Consider the following 23,032-nt stretch of genomic DNA (forward strand, 5'->3'; position numbering starts at 1 on the left):
TTATGGTGTGTTCGTGCGAAGCGTGACTCACCTGTCCGGTGATCCCCGAAGACGTGGAGACTCATATGCCAGGCGCCATCTATGCCGAAGGGCTCGTCAAGACCTTCGGTGACGTAAAGGCCTTGGACGGCGTCGACCTCGACGTGCCCGAGGGCACTGTCCTGGGCCTGCTCGGGCCGAACGGCGCGGGCAAGACGACCACCGTCCGCTGCCTGACCACCCTGCTGCGCCCCGACAGCGGACGGGCGGTCGTCGCGGGCATCGACGTGCTCGAACAGCCCGACGCCGTCCGCCGCTCCATCGGCCTGTCCGGCCAGTTCGCGGCCGTCGACGAGTACCTGACCGGCCGCGAGAACCTCCAGATGGTCGGCCAGCTCTACCAGATGAGGGCCAAGGCGGCGAAGAAGCGCGCGGCCGAGCTGCTGGAGCAGTTCCACCTCACGGACGCGGCCGACCGCCCCACGAAGACCTACTCGGGAGGCATGCGCCGCCGGCTCGACCTCGCGGCGGCCCTCGTCGTCTCGCCGCCCGTGATGTTCATGGACGAGCCGACGACCGGCCTCGACCCCCGCAACCGCCAGCAGCTGTGGGAGGTCATCAAGCAACTGGTCTCCGGCGGCACGACGCTGCTGCTGACCACGCAGTACCTCGAAGAGGCCGACCACCTGGCGCACGACATCGCGGTGGTCGACCACGGCCGGGTCATCGCCAAGGGCACCGCCGACCAGCTCAAGGCCCGCACCGGGGGCGAGCGCGTCGAGGTCGTGGTGCACGAGCGCGAGCACATCCAGGCCGCCGCCGAGGTGCTCGCCGGGTTCGGCAAGGGCGACACCACGGTCGAGGAGCACATGCGCAAGCTCACCGCGCCCGTGACCGGCGGCGCCAAGCTCCTCGCCGAGGTCATCCGCGAACTGGACACCCGGGGCATCGAGATCGACGACATCGGCCTGCGCCGGCCGACCCTCGACGACGTCTTCCTGTCGCTGACGGGACACGTGGCCGAGGCGAAGAACGAGGAGAACGACAAGGAGGCCGCGAAGTGAGCGCCGTCACCGACACCGTGCGGGTCGCGCCGGCCGCGAACCCGGTCAGCCAGTCCATCCGCGACTCGATGGTCGTCGCGAAACGCAACCTGATCCGCATGTCCCGGATCCCGGAGATGATCATCTACGGGCTGATCCAGCCGATCATGTTCGTCGTGCTGTTCACCTACGTCTTCGGCGGTTCCATGCAGATCGGCGGCAGCACCAGCGCCGTCGACTACAAGAACTTCCTGATGGCGGGCATCTTCGCGCAGACCGTCACGTTCGCCACCGCCAGCTCCGGCGCCGGTATCGCCGACGACATGCACAAGGGCCTCATCGACCGCTTCCGCTCCCTGCCCATGGCACGCGGCGCGGTCCTCACCGGGCGCACGCTCGCCGACTCCGTGCAGACGGCCCTCACCCTGGTCGTCCTCGCGGTGGTCGCCCTCCTGGTCGGCTGGCGCGTCGGGTCGGACGGTGACACCAACTTCGGCAAGGTGCTCGGGGCCTTCGGCCTGCTGCTCCTGCTCGGCTACGCGTTCACCTGGATCGGCGCCCTGATCGGCATGTCCGTCCGGACCCCGGAGGCGGCCACGTCCAGCGGGCTGATCTGGCTCTTCCCGGTCACGTTCATCTCGAACGCGTTCGTGGACACCAGCCACATGACCCCGTGGCTGCGCCACATCGCCGAGTGGAACCCCTTCAGCGCCACGGTCCAGGCCTGCCGCGTGCTGTTCGCCAACCCGGGCCAGTCGCAGTCGGACGCCTGGCCCATGCAGCACCCCGTCTGGGCCTCGCTGATCTACTCGATCCTGATCCTGGTCGTCTTCCGGACGCTGGCGGTGCGCAAGTACCGGTCCGCGACGGCATGACGATGCCCCCGGCGCCGCGAGGACGCCGGGGGCAGGTCACGCTGCCGGTCGTGGTGGTTCAGCCCTCGTACGGCTCGGCCTTGAGGATCTTCACCGAGGCCTTCTTGCCGTTCGGGAGCTCGTACTGCGCGTCCTCGCCGACCTTGTGGCCGATCACGCCCGTGCCCAGCGGGGACTGCGGGGAGTACGTCTCGATGTCGGCGCTCGCGTACTCGCGCGAGGCGAGCAGGAACGTCAGCGTGTCGTCCTCGTCACCGTCGAACGCGATCGTGACGACCATGCCGGGCGCCACGGCACCGTCCGCCGCGGGCGCTTCGCCGACCTTGGCGCTCTCGAGGAGCTGGGTGAGCTGGCGCACACGGAGTTCCTGCTTGCCCTGCTCCTCCTTGGCTGCGTGGTACCCGCCGTTCTCACGCAGGTCGCCCTCCTCGCGCGCCGCGGCGATCTTCGCGGAGATCTCCGCCCGCGCGGGACCAGTAAGGTACTCAAGCTCAGCCTTGAGCTTGTTGTACGCCTCCTGGGTCAGCCAGGTGACGTTCTCGCTGGTCTGGGTCACAGGTGCTCCTCGTAGGTACTGGGAATACAAAGCATCGCCCTACCCAGAAGCATGTTCCTTCACGGATGGGCGAAACCACGAGCCTAACAATTCAGGGCCGGAAGGGGGAGGACATAAGCCACCAGATTCACGTCAGCGCAGGTCAGGCGCTACGGATTGCAGGTGACCCCGGCGGGGTCTCAGCCGGTGTGGCAGCCCAGCAGCTCGGCCGTCGTCCCCGGGGAGGTCGTACGGAGCGTGACGACCTTGTCGATGCGGGTGGCGTCCCCGTCGAAGCGGAAATCGGCCCGGCCGACCTCGGCACCGTTCTCGGCCTGCGAGCGCACGGTGCAGTAGCCGTCGGTGCCGGCGTCCTTGCGGACCTCCAGGTGCACCTGCACGGACTCCTTGCCCGGCTCGAAGCTGATCACCTCGGCGCTGATCTCGCTCTGGGCGACGTAGTGGTAGCCGAACCAGCCGACGAGCCCCAGCAGCGCCGCCGCGAGGGCGGCGCCGACGGACTTGAGCGTGCGGTCGGCGTGCTCGTCCGAGGAACGGCCGTAACGGCCCTCGGGCAGTCGCGTGCTCGCCGTACTCATGATCGTCCTCCAGGCAGGGCCGGGACGAACGTCCCGCGAGGGGGCCCGGGACCCGGTCCCGGAATTATTCGCCCCCCGTTTCGGTCACTATAGAAGCCGCTGATTGCGCCGAGGCACACAGGGCGCCGACTTACTGAGGATTGAGTCTTGACTGACCAGTTGCGACTGATGGCCGTTCATGCCCACCCCGACGACGAGTCGAGCAAGGGCGCGGCGACCATGGCCAAGTACGTGTCCGAGGGGGTGGACGTGCTGGTCGTGACCTGCACGGGCGGGGAACGCGGTTCCATCCTCAATCCGAAGCTCCAGGGGGACAAGTACGTCGAGGAGCACATCCACGAGGTACGCAAGAAGGAGATGGACGAGGCCCGGGAGATCCTGGGCGTCAAGCAGGAGTGGCTCGGTTTCGTCGACTCGGGCCTGCCCGAGGGCGACCCGCTGCCGCCGCTGCCGGAGGGCTGCTTCGCCCTGGAGGACGTCGACCACGCCGCCGGTGAGCTGGTGCGCAAGATCCGTGCCTTCCGTCCCCAGGTGATCACCACCTACGACGAGAACGGCGGCTACCCGCACCCCGACCACATCATGACCCACAAGATCTCGATGGTGGCGTTCGAGGGGGCGGCGGACACCGAGAAGTACCCGGAGGCCGAGTACGGCCCCGCGTACCAGCCGCAGAAGCTCTACTACAACCAGGGCTTCAACCGCCCCCGCACCGAGGCGCTGCACCAGGCGATGCTCGACCGGGGCATGGAGTCGCCCTACGGGGACTGGCTCAAGCGCTGGGAGGAGTTCGGCATGAAGGAGCGCACGCTCACCACGCACGTTCCCTGCGGCGACTTCTACGAGATCCGCGACAAGGCGCTGATCGCGCACGCCACGCAGATCGACCCCGACGGCGGCTGGTTCAAGGTCCCGATGGACATCCAGAAGGAGGTCTGGCCGACGGAGGAGTACGAGCTGGCGAAGTCCCTCGTCGATACCTCCCTCCCCGAGGACGACCTCTTCGCGGGCGTCCGCGACAATGCCTGACATGAGCGCAAGCGCAAGCCTGGCAATGACGCACCTCGTCTCCTTCGCCAAGGAGGTCGACGAGGACAAGGTCACCCCCGGCGTCCTCGGCTTCATCGTCTTCGCGGCGATGGCCCTGGCGGTGTGGGCCCTGATGAAGTCGATGAGCCGCCACATGAACAAGGTCGACTTCACCCAGGCCCCGGACCCCGAGGCCGAGCAGGCCGAGCCGGAGACCGCGGACACGGAGACCTCCGGCCAGGGCAAGCAGAAGCAGGGCTGACGCCCCTTCCGGGGCGGCCGTCTCTCCCCGGGGGACACCCGTCGGTGGCCGTTCGCCGCCGACGGGTGCCGCGTGCCGGGCGTCGCGGGGCGGGCGGGACTGTGCGGACACCCTAGGTCCCCGACTCCACGGGCACCCCCATCACCTCCCGCGCATGCCGGTTCGGCACCATGCCCAGGCGCCAGGCCTGCCAGCCGGCCTCCAGGGTCACGCCGCGCTCCAGCAGCAAGGCGTACGCGTCGAGATAGTCGTCCAGCTTCTGGTCGCGCAGCGGGTGGCTCGCGCGGGACAGCCGGGCCAGTTCCTCCTGGGCCACGGCCGTGCCGACCTCCATACCGCCGGGCGCCGCGTACGGCAGGAGCGTGCAGCGCAGGAAACGGGCCCAGTCCTCGCCCCGGCGGTCGCCGTACGACGTGAAGAGGGCCGCCGCCTCGTCGCACAGCGCCAGGGCCTGCTGGGTCCGGGCGTTGCCCGCGTCCACGACCGCCAGCTCCAGGCAGGTCCACGCCTCGCCGTGGGCGACGCCGATGCGCTGGAAGTCGGCGCGGGCGTCCACCAGGAGCTGGCGGGCGAAGCCCGAGTTGCGCAGTGAGCCCGTCTGGGCCGCGCGCTGGTCGCGGGTGACGCGCGCCGAGTGGTGGCGGGCGCACGCCAGGCCGTAGACGTCCCGCATGCGGGAGAACATCGTGCGCGAGCGTTCCAGTTCGCGGACCGCCTGGTCCAGGTTGCCCGTCTCCTCCAGGGCCTGGCCCAGGTAGTAGAGGGTCCACGCCTCGCCCCGCGCGTCCTCGTTGTCGCGGTGCCGGGCGGCCGCCCCGCGCAGTTCCTCCACGGCCGGGGACGCGTCACCGGCGACCAGCAGTGCGCGGGCCAGCTGGGTCAGGGCCCAGGCCTCGCCGCGGGCGTCGCGGGTGCGGCCGTACAGCTCCAGGGCCGCGCGCAGCTCGGACTCGGCGCGCGGGACGTCTCCCATGCGCAGGCCGAGCTGGCCGAGCTGGAAGTGGGCCCACGCCTGGCCGTGCACGGACTCGCCGGCGCGGTGCAGTACCAGCGACTCGGTGAGCAGCTCCAGCGCCTCGGCCAAGCGGGCGCGATCCCGCTCCACGGCCGCCAGGGCGTGCATCGTCCACGCCCGGTCCGTCGCCAGCTCGGGGGAGGACTGGAGGGCCATGGCCTCGCGGAGCTTCGCCGACGCCTCCGTCAGATTGCCCTGGTGGTGCAGGGTGATGCCGAGGGAGCACAGGGCCCGGGCGGCGCCCGCGTCGTGGTGGGCCTCCCGGTACAGGTCGACGACCGAGGCGAGGGTCGTACGGGCCTTGTCCAGTTCGCCGAGCTGCCGTGCCGCGATGCCGGTGCGCCACTGCACCGAGCGGACCAGCAGGCCCTCGTCCACCGCCTGGGCCAGCTCGCTGATCTCGCCCAGGCGGTAGAGGTCGCCGCGCAGCAGGCAGTAGTCGCACAGGGCGCCCAGGAGGTTCAGCACCGCCGCCTGGTTCACGCCCTCGGCGTGCCGCAGTGCCGCGGTGATGAAGCTCGACTCGTCGTCCAGCCAGCGCAGCGCCTCGTCGAGGGAGGTGAACCCGTACGGGCTGAAGCGGTTCGTGCGGGTCGACATGTTGCCGTCGACCATGCGCAGCACCGAGTCGGCCAGCTCGGCGTAGTTCACGATCAGCCGCTCCTGCGCCGCCGTGCGCTCGGCCGGTTCCTCCTCGTCGAGGAGCCGGGCCTGGGCGAAGGCGCGGACCAGGTCGTGCAGCCGGTAGCGGTCGCCCCGGACGTGGTCGATCAGGCCCGCCCGGGTCAGGGCCTGGAGGTGGCGTTTCGCCTCGGCCTCGTCGGTGGCCAGCAGCGCGGCGGCCGCGGCGGCGCCCAGCGAGGCCCGGCCTGCCAGGGCCAGGCGGCGCAGCAGCCGCCGTACGGACTCCGGCTGGTCGGTGTAGCGCAGCCACAGGGCGCGCTCGACCGGCTCGACCGGACCGTAGGCGCCGAGGTCCGTGGCCAGCGCGCGCGGCGAGCGCGGGCCGAGACACGAGCCGGCGATGCGCAGCGCCAGCGGCAGCCCGCCGCACAGCTCCCGGACCCGGTCGGCGGACTCGGCGTCGTAGGGACCGGAACGGTCCTGCGCCGCCGCGCCCAGCAGTTCCTCCGCACCGGCGGCGTCCAGCGGCTCCACTGCGAGCTGGTGCACCCGCGCGGACAGCTCCGCCGGCTCCAGGGGTTTGCGCGCGGTCACCAGCACCAGACTGTCGGACCGCTCCGGGACCAGGGCGCGGACCTGCTCGGCGTCCGAGGCGTCGTCCAGGACGACCGTGACCGGCAGCCCGGTCAGATGCTGGTGGTACAGCTCGCTCAGCCGCTTGACCTGCTGGTCGGGGGAGGAGCGCTCACGGAACAGCAATTGCTCGCGGGGCGCGCCGAGCCGGTTGAGCAGATGCAGCAGGGCGTCGCGGGTGGACAGCGGCGATTCGCCCGGGCCGTCGGAGCGCAGGTCGACGACGCAGGCACCGCGGAAGTAGTCCTTCAGATCGTGCGTGGCCTGCACCGCGAGGGTCGTACGGCCGCTGCCGGGCGTGCCGTGCAGGACGACCACCGTCGGCTGGGTCGCCGTGCTCGCCCGCGCCGCCTGCACCCACTGCCGGATCTGCGCCAGCTCGTGCCGCCGCCCCGCGAACGGCTCCGCCGGTTCGGGAAGCTGCGCGAAGGACTGCTCCAGCACGTTGCGCCCGCGCGCCGCCGCGCTCTTGTCGGCGCCCCGCAGCCGCGGTCCCGTCTTCTTCGGCCCCGTGGAGGCGGCGAGCACCCGCTGCTGGTCCAGGAACGGCCGGATGCCCCGCACCTCCAGCGCCGTCAGCCACTGGAGCCGCAGCTGTTCGGGACCGCCGGGCTGGCTCACTGCCCCGGCCCGGTGGTGGGCCGCCGGCAGATGCGAGCCGACGACCTTCACGACGGTCGCCGCGGCGCCCACCACACCCACGGTCACGCCCGCGCCCAGCGCCGTCCCGGTACCCGTGCCCAGGGCCATGTCGGCGACGACGGCCGCGACCGCCGCGACCCCGGCCACCAGCAGCGGTGTCCCGGCGCCCTCCCGGGCGTAGCGCTGCCCGAAGGTGAGCTGCCCGGCCGCCGCCTCGTCCAGGGCGCGCGTGTACGCCTCGTACTCCTCGGCCGCGCTCTGCGCCATGGCGTCGAGTGCCCCGCGCGCCCGCGCGAGCAGCACCTTCCCGTCGGTGCGCCCGCCCGTCCGGCGTACCTCCTCCTCCACGGCCCGTGCCAACAGCCGCTCGGCATCCGCCCGATGACTGTCCCGCATGTGACGTCCCCCTCCGGCGGCAACGGCGTGCTCGCTTGTCACCTCGGTCGTTCCCTCGGTCGTTTCCTTGGTCAAGTGTGCTGCCGACGGCGCATCGGGGCGAGGGGGCGTGCCCGGCCCGATTGTGTGAAGACACGGGCGGGTTGAGGCGCCGCGCGTCCGTCGAGCGTGCGCCCCGGGCGGCGCCCCGCGCGGCGCCTGACGCGTGCCGGGCGGGGTACTGCGGCAGGATGGACACCATGCCGAACCGACTGGCGCACGAGACGTCCCCCTACCTCCTTCAGCACGCCGACAACCCCGTCGACTGGTGGCCCTGGTCGGCGGAGGCCTTCGAGGAGGCCCGCAAGCGGAACGTGCCCGTGCTGCTCAGCATCGGCTACAGCAGCTGTCACTGGTGTCACGTGATGGCACACGAGTCCTTCGAGGACCAGCAGACCGCCGACTACCTCAACGCGCACTACGTGAGCGTGAAGGTGGACCGCGAAGAGCGCCCGGACGTCGACGCCGTCTACATGGAGGCCGTGCAGGCCGCGACCGGCCACGGCGGCTGGCCCATGACCGTCTTCCTCACCCCGGACGCCGAGCCGTTCTACTTCGGCACGTACTTCCCGCCCGCCCCGCGCCAGGGCATGCCGTCCTTCCGGCAGGTGCTCCAGGGCGTCCACCAGGCGTGGGAGGACCGGCGGGACGAGGTCACCGAGGTCGCCGGGAAGATCGTCCGGGACCTGGCCGGGCGGGAGATCTCCTACGGGGACGACCGGACGCCCGGCGAGCAGGAGCTCGCGCAGGCGCTGCTCGCGCTGACCCGCGAGTACGACCCGCAGCGCGGCGGATTCGGCGGGGCGCCGAAGTTCCCGCCGTCCATGGTGCTGGAGTTCCTGCTGCGCCACCACGCCCGCACCGGTGCCGAGGGCGCCCTCCAGATGGCGCAGGACACCTGCGAGCGCACGGCCCGCGGCGGCATCTACGACCAGCTCGGCGGCGGCTTCGCCCGCTACTCGGTCGACCGCGACTGGATCGTGCCGCACTTCGAGAAGATGCTGTACGACAACGCCCTGCTGTGCCGGGTCTACGCCCACCTCTGGCGTGCCACCGGCTCGGAGCTCGCCCGCCGGGTCGCCCTGGAGACCGCCGACTTCATGGTGCGCGAACTGCGCACGAACGAGGGCGGGTTCGCCTCCGCGCTGGACGCCGACAGCGACGACGGGACCGGCAAGCACGTCGAGGGCGCGTACTACGTGTGGACGCCCGAGCAACTGCGCGAGGTCCTCGGCGAGCAGGACGCCGAGCTCGCCGCCCAGTACTTCGGCGTGACCGAGGAGGGCACCTTCGAACACGGCCAGTCCGTGCTCCAGCTGCCGCAGCAGGACGGCCTGTTCGACGCCGGGAAGATCGCCTCGATCCGCGAGCGGCTGCTGGCGGCGCGAACCGAGCGTCCCGCCCCCGGCCGGGACGACAAGGTCGTCGCCGCGTGGAACGGGCTGGCGATCGCCGCGCTCGCCGAGACCGGCGCCTACTTCGACCGGCCCGACCTCGTCGAGGCCGCCCTCGCCGCCGCCGACCTCCTCGTGCGGCTGCACCTCGACGAGCAGGCCCGCCTCACCCGCACCAGCAAGGACGGCCACGCCGGCGCCAACGCCGGTGTCCTGGAGGACTACGCCGACGTGGCGGAGGGCTTCCTCGCGCTGGCGTCCGTCACCGGGGAGGGCGTCTGGCTGGAGTTCGCCGGATTCCTCCTCGACCACGTCCTGGCCCGCTTCACCGACGAGGAGTCGGGCGCCCTGTTCGACACCGCCGCCGACGCCGAGCGGCTGATCCGGCGCCCGCAGGACCCGACCGACAACGCCGCCCCCTCCGGCTGGACCGCGGCGGCGAACGCCCTGCTGAGCTACGCCGCGCACACCGGGTCCGAGCCCCACCGCACCGCCGCGGAGCGGGCCCTCGGCGTCGTCAAGGCGCTCGGGCCGCGCGTGCCCCGCTTCATCGGCTGGGGGCTCGCCGCCGCCGAGGCGGCGCTGGACGGGCCGCGTGAGGTCGCGATCGTGGGGCCGTCCCTCGATCACGAGGGGACAAGGACCTTGCACCGCACGGCACTTCTGGGCACCGCGCCCGGCGCGGTCGTCGCGGTGGGGGCTCCGGAGAGCGACGAGTTTCCGCTGCTCGCGGACCGTCCGCTGGTCGGCGGTGAACCGACCGCGTACGTCTGCCGTAACTTCACATGTGACGCTCCGACGACCGAAGTTGAGAGGTTGCGTGCGGTTCTGAACGACTGAAGTCGGGAATCAACGGAAACACGCTCTTTATCTGAACTGCCCCCAGACTTCACAGTTCCCCCTTAATCTCTGCACAGTGCCGTGACGGATGAGGTTGTCGTTACGGCGGGGGGTTTCTGGGATCTGGGGGGATCTGTTTGCTGACGTCTGTCTTCATCGCTGCCGTTTCACTGGCCCTGTTCTGGATGGCGGCCTTCACCCTGTGGTGGCAGATGCACGCCTGGCGTACGCCGGAAGTGCTCGCCTCCACGCGGTTCAGCAGTCCGGACGGGGACGAGCACGTCTCGTTCTCGCTGCTGCTGCCCGCCCGGCACGAACAGGCTGTGCTGGACCACACGATCCAGCGGCTGCTGGAGTCCAGCCACACCGACTTCGAGATCATCGTGATCGTCGGGCACGACGACCCGGAGACCACCGCCGTGGCCGAGCAGGCCGCGGCGCGTGATCCACGGGTCCGGGTCGTCGTCGACCGCCACGAGAAGAAGAACAAGCCGAAGGCCATGAACACGGCCCTGCCGCACTGCCGCGGCGACGTCGTCGGCGTCTTCGACGCGGAGGACCAGGTCCACCCCGAGCTCCTCGCGCACGTCGACCACGCCTTCCGCACCACCGGCGCGGACGTCGTCCAGGGCGGGGTGCAGCTGATCAACTTCCACTCCAGCTGGTACAGCCTGCGCAACTGCCTGGAGTACTTCTTCTGGTTCCGCTCGCGGCTCCACCTGCACGCGCAGAAAGGTTTCATCCCGCTCGGCGGCAACACCGTCTTCGTCCGCACCGGCGTCCTCAGGGAAGCCGGCGGCTGGGACCCGGACTGCCTCGCCGAGGACTGCGACCTGGGCGTGAGGCTCTCCAGCGTCGGCAAGAAGGTCGTCGTCGCCTACGACTCCGACATGGTGACCCGGGAGGAGACCCCGGGTTCGCTGATGTCCCTGCTGAAGCAGCGCACCCGCTGGAACCAGGGGTTCCTCCAGGTGTACCGGAAGAAGGACTGGAGGCAACTGCCCACCCTCGGACAGCGGCTGCTCGCCCGCTACACCCTGATGACGCCGTTCATGCAGGCCTTCACCGGCCTGATCATCCCGCTGAACGTGGCGATCGCGCTGTTCCTGGACGTGCCCGTCGCCATCGCCTTCATCACCTTCCTGCCGGCCGTCACCGCCCTGGTCACCTTCGTCTTCGAGATCGTCGGGCTGCACGACTTCGGCAAGCAGTACGGGCTGCGCGTGCGGTTCGCGCACTACCTGAAGCTCGTCGTGGGCGGCCCCTTCTACCAGGTCCTGCTCGCCGGGGCGGCCGTCCGTGCCGTCTGGCGTGAGCAGCGCGGCCGCAACGACTGGGAGCTGACGACCCATGTCGGCGCGCATCTCGGCGAGACGGCCGTGACGCGGCAGGACGTTCCCGTGACCCGAGAGGACGTTCCCGCGTGACCTCCACCCTTCCCGCGGTGACCACAGCGAAGGTCCCCGCGCAGCGCCGGCCGGTGTCCGGCACCGGTGCGTACCAGCGAGCGGAGCCGCTGAAGCGGCTGCGCTCCTCCCGGCCCGACCTGCTCCTGTGCGGTGTTCTCCTCGTGGCGATCCTCGTCGTGCAGGGCTGGAACATCGCCGACTACCCGGCCCTCAGCGACGACGAGGGCACCTACCTCGCCCAGGCCTGGTCGGTGCAGCAGGGCAACGGCCTCGCCCACTACACCTACTGGTACGACCACCCGCCGCTCGGCTGGATCCAGATCGCCGTGCTGACGTGGATCCCGGCGCTGATCAGCCCCGAGTCGATGACGGTGGGCACCATGCGGGCCGCGATGCTCGTGATCAGCGGCATCAGCGCGGTCCTCGTCTACGTACTGGGCCGCCGCCTCGCCCTGCCCCGCTGGGCGGCCGCGCTCGGCATGGTGTTCTTCGGCCTCTCGCCGCTGTCGGCCGTCCTCCAGCGGGAGATCTTCCTCGACAACCTCGCGGTGATGTGGACGCTGCTGGCCTTCGCCCTGGCAGCCTCCCCGAGCCGCCACCTCTGGCACCACTTCGGCGCGGGGATGGCGGCCGCCACGGCCGTCCTCACCAAAGAGACGATGCTCATCGTCCTGCCCGCCCTGTTCCTCACCATGTGGCGGCACAGCCACAAGGACACCCGCAAGTTCGCCCTCACCGGAGCCGTCACGGCCTGCGCCCTGATCGGCTTCTCCTACCCGCTGTTCGCCCTGCTCAAGGGCGAGTTGCTGCCGGGTGCCGGGCACGTCTCCCTCTGGGACGGCGTCAAGTACCAGATGACCAGACCCGGTTCGGGCTTCATCCTGGACCAGGGCTCCGGCTCCTGGGGCGTGCTCCAGTCGTGGCTGTACTACGACAAGATCCTGCCCCTCGGAGGCCTCGCGGGCGCCCTGCTGCTCCTGGTCACCTGGCGCTGGTCGGTCACCGCCCGCGCCCTGGCCGGACCGGCCCTGGCCGTCGCCGTCTTCGCCGCGCTGGCCCTGCGCCCCAACGGCTACCTGCCCGCGATGTACGTCATCCAGGCCCTGCCGTTCCTCGCTCTCGTCCTCGCCGGAGGAACCGCCTCCGTCGCCCACGCGGTGCTGAGCCGCTGGCGCTCCGAAGCGGAGAAACGGTACGTCAGCGTGGGCCGGTACGCGCTCGCGACGGTCCTCGCCCTCGCCGCCGGCGCCTACGTCGTACCGCACTGGTACGACGGCGCCCGCACCGCCGTCACCACCGACGCCAACGCCCCCTACAAGGCCGCGTCCAAGTGGCTGGCCACCGAGGTCGAGAACCCGGAGCGCACCCGTGTGCTGGTCGACGACGCCCTCTGGCTCGACCTCGTGCACCAGGGCTACCGGCCGGGACTCGGCGTCATCTGGTTCTACAAGGCCGACCTCGACCCGGCGGTGACGAAGACGATGCCGCGCGGCTGGAAGGACCTCGACTACGTCGTCGCCTCGCCGACCGTGCGGCGTGACGCGGCCGACCTGCCCAACGTCAAGGCCGCCATGGAGCACTCGGACCCGGTCGCCACCTTCGGCACCGGCGAGGACCGCATCGAGATCCGCCAGATCCAGACGTCCGCCGGAGGCGCGCGATGAGCCAGGAGTCCACCGTCCCGGGAGAGGTCGTCGAGACCGCCGAGATCCCCGAACCGGGCGCCGTCACCATCGTCGTACCGACGTTCAACGAGTCGGCGAACGTACGGCAGCTGCTGCACCAGATCACCGAGGCCGTCCCGGCACGGCTGCCCTGCGAGGTCGTCTTCGTGGACGACTCCACCGACGACACGCCCGAGGTCATCCAGAAGGCGGCGCAGGACTGCCCCTTCCCGGTGACCGTCCTGCACCGGGAGGAACCCGTGGGCGGGCTCGGCGGCGCGGTCGTCGAGGGACTGAAGGCGGCCACGTCCGACTGGATCGTCGTCATGGACGGCGACTGCCAGCACCCGCCGTCCCTCGTGCCCGACCTGGTCGCCACCGGCGAGCGGGCGAACGCCGGGCTCGTCGTCGCCTCCCGGTACATCAAGGGCGGCAGCCGGGCCGGGCTCGCGGGCAGCTACCGCGTGGCCGTCTCGCGCGGGGCGACCTGGCTGACCAAGGCGCTGTTCCCGCGCCGGCTGCGCGGCATCAGCGACCCGATGAGCGGCTTCTTCGCGATCCGCCGCAGCGCGGTCACGGCCGAGGTCCTCCAGCCGCTCGGCTACAAGATCCTCCTCGAACTCGCCGTGCGCAGCCGCCCCCGCACGGTCACCGAGGTGCCCTTCGTCTTCCAGGACCGGTTCGCCGGGGAGTCCAAGTCCACCGCGCAGGAGGGCCTGCGGTTCCTGCGCCACCTGGCCGGGCTGCGCGCCGCCTCGCCGGTCGCGCGCATGGTCGGCTTCGGCCTGATCGGGCTCACCGGCTTCGTACCGAACCTGCTCGGCCTGTGGGCGCTGACCGCCGCCGGCATGCACTACGTGCCGGCGGAGATCCTCGCCAACCAGCTCGGCGTCGCCTGGAACTTCGTGCTCATCGAGCACCTGCTGTTCCGCGAGCGGCGCCGGCACCGCCGCTGGTGGGACCGGGCCGGGCGGTTCGCGCTGCTCGCCAACGCCGATCTGGTGCTGCGCATCCCGCTGATCGCGCTGTTCGTGCACCAGTTCCACCTGGGGGTGCTGTCCGCCACCGCGCTCGCGCTGGTGACGACGTTCGTCCTGCGCTTCGCGGCCACCGAAGCGCTGGTCTATCTGCCGCGCCGGGGCGCTGTGAAGCCCGTGCGCGAGAGCCGCACCGCGAGGAGAGCCGAGTGAACAAGTACCTGGACAAGTACCGGAGTAGAACCGCACTCGCCGGCGTGGGCGCGCTCGCGGCCGGCCTCCTGCTGACCGCGCCCCAGCCCGCCTCCGCCGCCAACCTCATCAGGAACCCGGGCTTCGAGACCGCCGGCACCGGCGACATGCCCTACTGCTGGGAGAAGTCCGGCTGGGGCGACAACGACTTCACCTTCACCACCACGAACGACGCGCACACCGGCGGCAAGGCCATGAAGGTCGAGCTGACCCGCCGCGCCGACGGCGACCGCAAGGCCCTGATCACCGAGTCCGCCGAGTGCGCGCCGGTGGTGACGCCGGGCAAGCAGTACGACCTCGGCCTCTGGTACAAGACGACCACGCCCGACGCGGCGATCACCCTGTTCCGGCACGACGCGACGGCCGGCTGGCAGTACTGGACCGACCTCAAGACGCTGGACCTGGCGGGCGACTGGACCGAGGCCACGGTCCGCACCCCCGAGGTCCCGGCCGGCACCGACCGCATCTCCTGGGGCGTCTCCGTCTACGGCACCGGCTCCGCCACCACCGACGACTACAGGATGGACCAGGTCCCCGACCCGGTCCTGCCGCCGAAGTGCACCGGCACGGCCGAGCAGTGCGCGAACGGCAAGTGGGACGTGCTGCCCACGCGGAACCCGGTGCGCTCCATGCACTCCGTCGTCCTGCACAACGGCAAGGTGCTGCTGATCGCGGGCTCCGGCAACGACGAGTCGATGTTCAAGGCGGGCACGTTCACGTCCGCGGTCTACGACCCGGCGAACGGCTCCTACAAGGTCGTCCCCACGCCGAAGGACATGTTCTGCGCCGGCCACGTGCAGCTCCAGGACGGGCGCGTGCTGGTGATGAGCGGCAACAAGGGCTACCCGTCGGCGGACGGCCGCGTCGGCTACCAGGGCTACAAGGACTCGTACGTCTTCGACCCGGAGACCGAGACCTACACCAAGACCAACGACATGAACGACGGCCACTGGTACCCGTCGGCCACGATCCTCGGCAACGGTGACGTCATCTCCTTCGGCGGCCTGAAGGAGGACTCCACCGGCTCGGTCACCGCCGAGCTGTTCTCCGAGGCCGAGCAGCGGTGGCAGCCGCTGTGGAAGGTCAACCAGACCTGGTCGTACTGGGGTCTGTACCCGTCGATGATCCTCATGCAGGACGGCCGCCTCTTCTACTCGGGCAGCCACGTCTTCGGCAACAACATCCCCGGCACGGGCTCGGCGATCTACGACTACGGCGCCAACACCACCACCCAGGTGCCGGGCCTCCGGAAGAAGGACGAGCGCGACCAGTCGGCCAGCGTGCTGCTGCCCCCGGCGCAGGACCAGAAGGTCCTCACCCTCGGCGGCGGCAACATCGACTCCAACCCGGAGGCGAACCGCCTGACCGACATCATCGACCTCAAGCAGCCGAACCCGTCCTACGTGGCCGGGCCGCCGATCCCGCAGGGCACGGTCGACCTCGGCAACGGGCCCGTCCCGCAGACCGGGAACCAGGGCAAGATGTACGTCTCCGCGGTGCTCCTGCCCGACGGCAAGGTGCTGGAGACGGGCGGCGCGCTGCACAACCGCGCCAACCCGGTCTACGAGACGTCGATCTTCGACCCCGAGTCGGAGACCTTCGACCCGGTGGCCGTCGACCCCGAGGCGCGCGGCTACCACTCCTCGGCGTTCCTGCTGCCGGACGGCCGCGTGATGACCACCGGGGACAACCCGGGCAACGGCTCCTGGAACCACGACGTGTCGGTCTACAGCCCGCCCTATCTGTTCAAGGGACCGCGACCGGCGATCACCTCGGTGATCGACACCGAGTGGAACTACGGCGACACCCAGCGGATCACCGTCGACCGGCCCATCGCCAAGGCCGAGCTGATCCGCCCGGCCGCCGTCACGCACTCCTCCGACCCGAACCAGCGGTTCGTGGACCTGCCCCTGTCCGTCGACGGCAACAACGTCGACCTGAACGTGACGAGCAACCCCAACCTGGCCCCGCCCGGCTGGTACATGCTCTTCGCGGTGGACGCGAACGGGGTGCCGTCGGTGGCGAAGTGGGTGCACCTCCAGGGCCCGCAGGCCCTCAAGGCGACGGACGCCTCAGCGCATGTCCACGACTTCGCGGACTCGCCCGAGGGCAAGGTCGCGGGGCCCGGCGAGAAGCGCACGTCGCAGAAGGTCAGCCCGACGATCTCCGGCTGCGACCGCCACTATGGCTCGGTCAACGTCTGCGTGCCGACCGACTTCCCGGCGGAGGTGAGGAAGACGACGGCCGCCCGCTGCGAGTGGCTCAAGGCGAACGACTACGGCCGACTGAAGGTCAACGGCAAGGACGACCCGCTGCGCCTGGACCGCAACGGGGACGGGATCGCCTGCGGCAAGGGGGACGTGAGGAAGAGCTAGCTCCCGAACTCGGCGAGGGCGCGTTCCACGATGGCTTCGAGCTGCTCGTGGTGCGCGCCCTTCCAGTAGGCCCGGCCGCATTCCGTGCACTGTGCGAACACGTCGTACGTCGCGTGCGTGCCGTGCTTGAGCTGGTCGGCGACTTCGTCCTTGGTCGCCTGGCGGAGCAGCCCGTTGCAGGCCGTGCACCGCGTCCAGGGCCGCAGGCCGGGCTGGAAGCGGTCCAGAACGTCCCGGAGCTGCTCCTCCGGCCGGGTGCTGTAGACGAACGCCCCCGCCCACAGCTCGCGGCGCCGCAGCAACCCCCGGTCGCGGCTGAGCATGACGCGCTGCTCGGCCGCCGAACGCGCCGCCAGCGCGGGGTCGCCGATGTCGGTCGACTCGTAGGCCGTGTCGACACCGAGCAGCCGCAGGCGGCGGGCCAGCGTGCCGAGGTGTACGTCGAGGAGGAAGCGCAGGGGAGCGCCGGGCACCCGCTGGGGGCGGGCGACGGTCCGCACGGTCACCGACTCGCCGGCCGCCGGGACGTGCGAGACGGGCACCTCGCGGCCGTCCACGACCAGGGCGCCCACCTCGGTCAGCGGCACACCCAGCGACTCGACGACATGGCCCAGGCTGGAGACGCCGTCCGTGGTGGCCCGCAGGGTGCCCGCCCGCCGGGCCTGGGGGACGAACACGTGCAGCTCGGGGGCGAACTCGACGTGGATCTCGGGACCGTTCACCCGGTCAGGATGCCACGGGGGCGGGTGCCGGCCTCAGGGTTTTCCGGTCGCCAGGCCGTGTTCCAGGACGTCCAGGGCACGGTCGACGAGTTCCCGGACGTCGTCCCGGTGGCCGGTCTCGGCCCAGTAGTGGGAGACCTCCATCAGCCCGCCCATCACGGACATGGCGAAGACCCGTAGCTCCAGGCTGTCGGGGGCCCGCCCGGAGCGCTCGGCGAGGGCCTCGCGGAGCAGCCGGCCGGTCGCCGCCATGCTCTCCATCATGCGGGCGCGGACGGCGGGGATCTCGACCCCGAGCCGGCTGCGCAGCCGGGCCACCTCCGGGTCCTCGGCGAGGCTCAGGTCGAGGGCCGTGCGCATCACGTGCCGCAGGACGTCGGCCCACGACTCGTCGTCCGGCCGGGCCCGCAGCTCCGCCAGTATCACCGGGTCCCACTCGTCGGTGATGACGATGTCCTCCTTGGTCGGGAAGTACCGGAAGACGGTCGACGGCGACACCTCGGCCCGGTCGGCGATCTGCTCGATCGTCGTGGCGTCGTAACCCTGCTGCTCGATCAGCGCGTACGTCGCGGCGCGGATAGCCTTGCGGGTCTTGATCTTCTTCCGCTCCCGGAGTCCCAGTGGGGGCTGCTCGGCGGGGGTGACACTGGCCATGAATCGACAGTAACTCTCAATCATCATCCACTGTCAATTTCGCCCCGAGTGCAGACGAAAGGCGAGTACAACGCGAACGGCCACGGCTCGAAAGCCGTGGCCGGAAGGTGGAGCGGGTTCTATCCGTGCTGGTACGCCACCAGCGAGATCCCCACGTAGTGCGCGATGAAGGCCGCCAGCGTGAGGGAGTGGAACACCTCGTGGAAGCCGAACCAGCGCGGTGACGGGTTGGGCCGCTTGATCCCGTAGATCACGCCGCCCGCGCTGTAGAGCAGGCCGCCGACGATGACCAGGACGAGGACGGCGACGCCGCCGGTCCTCATGAAGTCCGGCAGGTAGAAGACGGCCGCCCAGCCCATCGCGATGTAGCACGGCGTGTAGAGCCAGCGCGGGGCGCCGACCCAGAAGACGCGGAAGAGGATGCCGGCCGCCGCCGCGGCCCAGATGCCCCACAGCAGCCACTCGCCCTTGGCGCCCGGCAGGAGCAGCATGGCCAGCGGTGTGTAGGTGCCCGCGATGATCAGGAAGATGTTGGCGTGATCCAGGCGGCGCAGCACGCCGTCCATGCGCGGGCTCCAGTCGCCCCGGTGGTACAGCGCGCTCACACCGAACAGCAGGCACGCCGTCAGCGCGAAGATCCCGCAGGCGATGCGCCCTCTGGTCGAGTCGGCGAGGGCGGTCAGAACCAGGCCCGCGACGAGGACGGCCGGGAACATACCGAGGTGAAGCCAGCCGCGCAGCTTGGGCTTGACCGGGTGCGGCAGGGAGAGCGCCGTGGGACCACGGCCGTCGGCCGGCGTGTCCGAAGGCGCGTCGGGGGCGAACGCAGTCATGGCCAAATGTTAGCTACGGAACCGTAAGTGACCTATCGGTCCGGTCGATCGGCCGATGAAGAGTGGCCATCCTCTCACCGGGCCCGAACGATGGTTACGCAAACGGATGGTCAGGTGAACCCAACGTGCATGTAAAGGGACGCGAGAAACCGTGGCGATCCTCACGTTGCTCACCTGTGCGCTCCTCTGGACAGATGGGCGCGAGCGTCGGATGATCAAATGAGTGCAGTCGGCACCGGATGAGCGCCAAGTTTCACCGTGAAGCATCCGGGTCGCAGCCCCCACGGGGCCTCCACATCAAAAAAATCCCTCATTTAGGAGCAATCGTGGCGCGCGACATCGCGGCTCCCACCGTCCCCACCACCCATCAGGGCCTGATCTCGTGGGTGAACGAGATCGCCGAGCTGACGCAGCCGGACAATGTGGTCTGGTGTGACGGATCGGAGGCCGAGTACGAGCGACTGTGCGAGGAGCTCGTCCAGAAGGGCACCTTCCGGAAACTCGACCCGATCAAGCGCCCCCACTCCTACTACGCGGCCTCCGACCCCACCGACGTCGCCCGCGTGGAGGACCGGACGTTCATCTGCTCCGAGAAGGAGGAGGACGCGGGCCCGACCAACCACTGGAAGGCCCCCGCCGAGATGCGGGAGATCTTCCAGGGCTCCGGGGGCCAGGGCGGCCTGTTCCGCGGCTCGATGCGCGGACGGACCATGTACGTCGTGCCCTTCTGCATGGGCCCGCTCGGCTCGCCGCTGTCCGCGCTCGGTGTCGAGATCACCGACTCGGCGTACGTCGCCGTCTCCATGCGCACCATGACCCGCATGGGCCAGGCGGTCCTGGACGAGCTCGGCTCCGACGGCTTCTTCGTCAAGGCCGTGCACACCCTGGGCGCCCCGCTGGAGCCCGGCCAGGAGGACGTCCCCTGGCCCTGCAACACGACCAAGTACATCTCGCACTTCCCCGAGGACCGCGAGATCTGGTCCTACGGCTCCGGCTACGGCGGCAACGCCCTGCTCGGCAAGAAGTGCTACGCCCTGCGCATCGCCTCCGTGATGGCGCGTGACGAGGGCTGGCTGGCCGAGCACATGCTGGTCCTCAAGCTCACCCCGCCGCGCGGCGAGTCCAAGTACGTGGCGGCGGCCTTCCCGAGCGCCTGCGGCAAGACCAACCTCGCCATGCTGGAGCCGACCATCCCCGGCTGGACGGTCGAGACCATCGGCGACGACATCGCCTGGATGCGCTTCGGCGAGGACGGCCGGCTGTACGCCATCAACCCCGAGGCGGGCTTCTTCGGTGTCGCGCCCGGCACCGGCGAGCACACCAACGCCAACGCGATGAAGACGCTGTGGGGCAACGCGGTCTTCACCAACGTGGCGCTGACGGACGACGGCGACGTCTGGTGGGAGGGCATGACCGAGGAGCCGCCCGCCCACCTCACCGACTGGAAGGGCAACGACTGGACGCCCGAGTCTCAGACGCCGGCCGCGCACCCGAACGCCCGCTTCACCGTCCCCGCCGCCCAGTGCCCGATCATCGCGCCGGAGTGGGAGGACCCGAAGGGCGTGCCGATCTCGGCGATCCTCTTCGGCGGCCGCCGCGCCACGGCCGTACCGCTGGTGACGGAGTCCTTCGACTGGAACCACGGCGTCTTCCTCGGCGCCAACGTGGCCTCCGAGAAGACCGCCGCCGCCGAGGGCAAGGTCGGCGAGCTGCGCCGCGACCCGTTCGCGATGCTGCCGTTCTGCGGCTACAACATGGGCGACTATATGGGCCACTGGGTCGACGTCGCCAAGGGCAAGGACCAGTCGAAGCTGCCGAAGATCTACTACGTCAACTGGTTCCGCAAGGACGACGAGGGCAAGTTCGTCTGGCCCGGGTTCGGTGAGAACAGCCGCGTCCTGAAGTGGATCGTGGAGCGTCTGGAGGGCAGGGCGGAGGGAGTCGAGACCCCGATCGGCATCCTGCCGACCAAGGAGGCCCTGGACACCGACGGCCTCGAACTGGCCGGCTCCGACCTGGACTTCCTGCTCACCGTCGACAAGGAGGTCTGGCGCGAGGAGGCCGCCCTGGTCCCCGAGCACCTCAACACCTTCGGCGAGCACACGCCCAAGGAGCTGTGGGACGAGTACCGCGCGCTGGTGCAGCGCCTGGGCTGAGACAGCCCTCCACCGACGCCGCGGCCGGCTCCGATCGTGCCCTGACCAGCAACATCGTCACGGCCGGCCGCGGTGACAGCACCACGGGAGGCAGGGGTCCGCACAACGGCGTGCGGGCCCCTGCCTCAGCCGTTTTCGTCGCGCCCCCTTGCTCACAGGATCTTCACGCCTGTTTCATGCTCTCTCCAGGTGTCTCACCGGTCCCGGTGGGGCCCGCAGACAAGCCTGTGGGGGGCACAGTTGAAGACAGCACACCGTTCCAGACGGCTCGTGGCCACGCTGGCCGCCGCGTTACTCGCGGGGACCGGGCTCACCGTCGCCGCCGCGCCCGCGGCGCACGCGGCGGCCTCCGACGCCGTGGCCAAGCTGCCGATCTCGTCGTACTCGGCACTGGCCGTCGACAACGTCCACCAGCGTGTCTTCGTGGCGGACAGCAACGTCGGCTACTACCTCAACTCCGGCACCATCGCCGTCTACAACTTCGAGGGCGAGCGTCTCACGACCCTCGTCACCAATCAGGCCCACGTCTCCGGCCTCGCGGTCAGCGCCGACGGCAGCAAGCTGTACGCGGGTCTGCGCGACCGCATCGAGGCCTACGACACCGTCACCTACCAGCGCACCACCGTCGCCTCCATCGGCACCGACTACTGCGGCCGCGAGGTCGCGCAGTCCAGCGGCCAGCTCTACTTCACGGTGCCGTACGCGTCCTCGGTCTCCCAGTGCGCCACCTCCGAGACCCATCTCGCGGGGCTCGTGAACGGCGCGTACACGTCCACCGGCTGGAACGACTACGGCGATCTGCTGCTGGAGTCCGGCACCGGGGACCGCATGCTCATGGGCCAGCCGCTCAACACGAAGGCGGCCAACCCCTTCCTCGCCGTGTACGACACCGGCAACGGCGCCCTGGTCCGGGGTGCCGCGCGCCGCTTCGCCGACGACGCGGGCAACGGCGCCCTGAACCTCAAGGACCTGGCGCTGTCCGCCGACGGCAGCAAGGTCGCCGTCGCCGACGCCACCGCGGGCACCCGGCTGCTGAACACCGGAGACCTGTCGGACGCGGCGACCGGCTACCAGCCCCTGCCCGACGGTTCCACCGCCAGCGCGGTCGCCTTCAGCGGCGACGGCAAGTACATCGCGCGCGGATCCGCCGCGACCGGTTCCGTCCCCGACCTGCTGGTGCAGCCGGCCGATCCGGGCGACTCGACCACCCCGCTGGAGTTCGTCTTCGAGGGCAGCCTCGACGGCGACCGGGTCGTGCCCCGCGGCATGGAGTGGTCGGCGGACGGCTCCCGGCTGTTCGCGGTCACCACCAACGCGGCCGGCGGCCAGTACTGGCTGCACATCATCAAGCCGCCCGCCATCCAGTACGACGCCCGCTTCACCGGCGGCCTCGCCCACAGCCCCGGCCAGGCCGTGGCGGGCGAACCGCTGGCCGTGCGCGGCAGGCTGGAGCACGACGGGCCCGCGCCCGCCGAGCCGCTGAAGGTCAGGGCGACCCGCACCGACGCGGCCGGCACCCACGACCTGGGCACCGCCACCGTCAAGGCGGACGGCACCTTCACCGTCCTCGACGAGCCCGACCTGGTCGGTGAGGCCACGTACACGGTGTCGTACCTCGGCGATCTGACCCACCGGCCGGCCACCGACGTCACCCACACCGTGGCGGTCGGCAAGGCGCCCACCTCGATCGCGCTCACCGCGCCCGAGGAGGCGAGCATGTCCGGCGGCATCGAGATCACCGGCACGTTCACCGCCCAGGGCAAGGCACTGCCCGAGCGGGCCGTGCTCAAGGTCGTGCGCGAGGACCGGCTCGGCACGGGCGCGCTGTCGTCGGTGACCGTCGCCGCCGACGGCACGTTCACGATCAACGACGTGCCGCGCACCCGCCGCGAGGTGACCTACACGGTGAGCTGGCCGGGCGACGACCTCCACGAGGGCTCGACGGCCTCGGCGGAGGTGTATGTAAGACGCTAGCCACTGCGACGCCGGGCGGGGGCACGCCCTTCAGGGGCGCGGGGAACTGCGCGACCAGCCACACTCAACCGGCACAGACCCACACCCGAGAACCACAACGGCGATAACCGG

At 70.6% G+C, this 23,032-nt stretch carries 17 protein-coding genes; 11 read left to right on the forward strand and 6 right to left on the reverse strand.

What is annotated here, in order from left to right; translation table 11 throughout:
• The first annotated feature begins 65 nt into the window (after window positions 1-65).
• Window positions 66-1,043, forward strand: a complete 978-nt coding sequence (locus ABFX81_RS17045; RefSeq protein WP_086842372.1) for an ATP-binding cassette domain-containing protein — start codon at window positions 66-68, stop codon at window positions 1,041-1,043.
• Window positions 1,040-1,897, forward strand: coding sequence for an ABC transporter permease (locus ABFX81_RS17050; protein ID WP_086842374.1), 858 nt, complete (start codon window positions 1,040-1,042; stop codon window positions 1,895-1,897). Before ABFX81_RS17045 ends, ABFX81_RS17050 begins: the two co-directional genes overlap by 4 nt.
• A 58-nt stretch (window positions 1,898-1,955) precedes the next feature.
• Here ABFX81_RS17050 and greA read toward each other — a convergent pair whose 3' ends face one another.
• Complete coding sequence (greA, locus tag ABFX81_RS17055; protein ID WP_086842376.1) at window positions 1,956-2,453, reverse strand: transcription elongation factor GreA; 498 nt, start codon at window positions 2,451-2,453, stop codon at window positions 1,956-1,958.
• A gap of 179 nt (window positions 2,454-2,632) precedes the next feature.
• Window positions 2,633-3,031, reverse strand: coding sequence for a DUF4307 domain-containing protein (locus tag ABFX81_RS17060; protein WP_086842378.1), 399 nt, complete (start codon window positions 3,029-3,031; stop codon window positions 2,633-2,635).
• Window positions 3,032-3,178: 147 nt separating this feature from the next.
• On the opposite strand from ABFX81_RS17060, the gene mca reads away from it, so the two are divergent.
• Together mca and ABFX81_RS17070 are read left to right on the forward strand one after the other, a co-directional pair.
• Window positions 3,179-4,060, forward strand: coding sequence for a mycothiol conjugate amidase Mca (gene mca, locus ABFX81_RS17065; protein WP_086842380.1), 882 nt, complete (start codon window positions 3,179-3,181; stop codon window positions 4,058-4,060).
• Window positions 4,053-4,322 (forward strand): hypothetical protein, encoded by a 270-nt coding sequence (locus ABFX81_RS17070; protein WP_086842382.1) that lies wholly within the window; start codon window positions 4,053-4,055, stop codon window positions 4,320-4,322. Before mca ends, ABFX81_RS17070 begins: the two co-directional genes overlap by 8 nt.
• A gap of 112 nt (window positions 4,323-4,434) precedes the next feature.
• On the opposite strand, the gene ABFX81_RS17075 is transcribed toward ABFX81_RS17070, so the two are convergent.
• Window positions 4,435-7,632, reverse strand: coding sequence for a tetratricopeptide repeat protein (locus ABFX81_RS17075; RefSeq protein ID WP_086842384.1), 3,198 nt, complete (start codon window positions 7,630-7,632; stop codon window positions 4,435-4,437).
• Between the two features lie 239 nt (window positions 7,633-7,871).
• Here ABFX81_RS17075 and ABFX81_RS17080 point away from each other — a divergent pair, with 239 nt between their 5' ends.
• From ABFX81_RS17080 to ABFX81_RS17100, 5 genes are all read left to right on the forward strand, one after another.
• Window positions 7,872-9,905 carry a DUF255 domain-containing protein gene (locus tag ABFX81_RS17080; RefSeq protein ID WP_086842386.1) on the forward strand — a complete coding sequence of 678 codons (2,034 nt, stop codon included), beginning with the start codon at window positions 7,872-7,874 and terminating at the stop codon, window positions 9,903-9,905.
• A gap of 137 nt (window positions 9,906-10,042) precedes the next feature.
• Window positions 10,043-11,332, forward strand: coding sequence for a glycosyltransferase (locus tag ABFX81_RS17085; protein WP_086842388.1), 1,290 nt, complete (start codon window positions 10,043-10,045; stop codon window positions 11,330-11,332).
• Entirely contained in the window at window positions 11,329-12,978 is a 1,650-nt protein-coding gene (locus ABFX81_RS17090; RefSeq protein WP_086842390.1) for a phospholipid carrier-dependent glycosyltransferase, read from the forward strand. Before ABFX81_RS17085 ends, ABFX81_RS17090 begins: the two co-directional genes overlap by 4 nt.
• The gene (locus ABFX81_RS17095) at window positions 12,975-14,168 is read left to right on the forward strand and encodes a glycosyltransferase (protein ID WP_086842392.1); all 1,194 of its coding nucleotides are present in this window, start codon (window positions 12,975-12,977) and stop codon (window positions 14,166-14,168) included. Before ABFX81_RS17090 ends, ABFX81_RS17095 begins: the two co-directional genes overlap by 4 nt.
• Window positions 14,165-16,582, forward strand: a complete 2,418-nt coding sequence (locus ABFX81_RS17100) for a galactose oxidase family protein (protein ID WP_428837186.1) — start codon at window positions 14,165-14,167, stop codon at window positions 16,580-16,582. The genes ABFX81_RS17095 and ABFX81_RS17100 overlap by 4 nt, the downstream gene beginning before the upstream one ends.
• On the opposite strand, the gene ABFX81_RS17105 is transcribed toward ABFX81_RS17100, so the two are convergent.
• The 3 genes from ABFX81_RS17105 to trhA form a co-directional block, all read right to left on the reverse strand.
• Window positions 16,579-17,304, reverse strand: coding sequence for a Mut7-C RNAse domain-containing protein (locus ABFX81_RS17105; RefSeq protein ID WP_086842394.1), 726 nt, complete (start codon window positions 17,302-17,304; stop codon window positions 16,579-16,581). The genes ABFX81_RS17100 and ABFX81_RS17105 overlap by 4 nt on opposite strands.
• A gap of 33 nt (window positions 17,305-17,337) precedes the next feature.
• The gene (locus tag ABFX81_RS17110; RefSeq protein ID WP_086842395.1) at window positions 17,338-17,958 is read right to left on the reverse strand and encodes an acyl-CoA-like ligand-binding transcription factor; all 621 of its coding nucleotides are present in this window, start codon (window positions 17,956-17,958) and stop codon (window positions 17,338-17,340) included.
• 119 nt (window positions 17,959-18,077) lie between these two features.
• A complete protein-coding gene (trhA, locus tag ABFX81_RS17115) occupies window positions 18,078-18,791 on the reverse strand; it encodes a PAQR family membrane homeostasis protein TrhA (RefSeq protein WP_086842397.1) in 714 nt (237 codons plus the stop codon).
• Window positions 18,792-19,117: 326 nt separating this feature from the next.
• Between trhA and ABFX81_RS17120 the strand changes: the two genes are divergently transcribed.
• Together ABFX81_RS17120 and ABFX81_RS17125 are read left to right on the forward strand one after the other, a co-directional pair.
• Window positions 19,118-20,947: a phosphoenolpyruvate carboxykinase (GTP) gene (locus ABFX81_RS17120; protein WP_346138278.1), complete on the forward strand. Its 1,830-nt coding sequence runs from the start codon at window positions 19,118-19,120 to the stop codon at window positions 20,945-20,947.
• Between the two features lie 270 nt (window positions 20,948-21,217).
• Window positions 21,218-22,921, forward strand: a complete 1,704-nt coding sequence (locus tag ABFX81_RS17125) for a WD40 repeat domain-containing protein (RefSeq protein WP_346138279.1) — start codon at window positions 21,218-21,220, stop codon at window positions 22,919-22,921.
• Window positions 22,922-23,032 lie beyond the last annotated feature (111 nt).

It is taken from the genome of Streptomyces coeruleofuscus (assembly GCF_039532725.1).
GTDB classification, from domain to species: domain Bacteria; phylum Actinomycetota; class Actinomycetes; order Streptomycetales; family Streptomycetaceae; genus Streptomyces; species Streptomyces coeruleofuscus.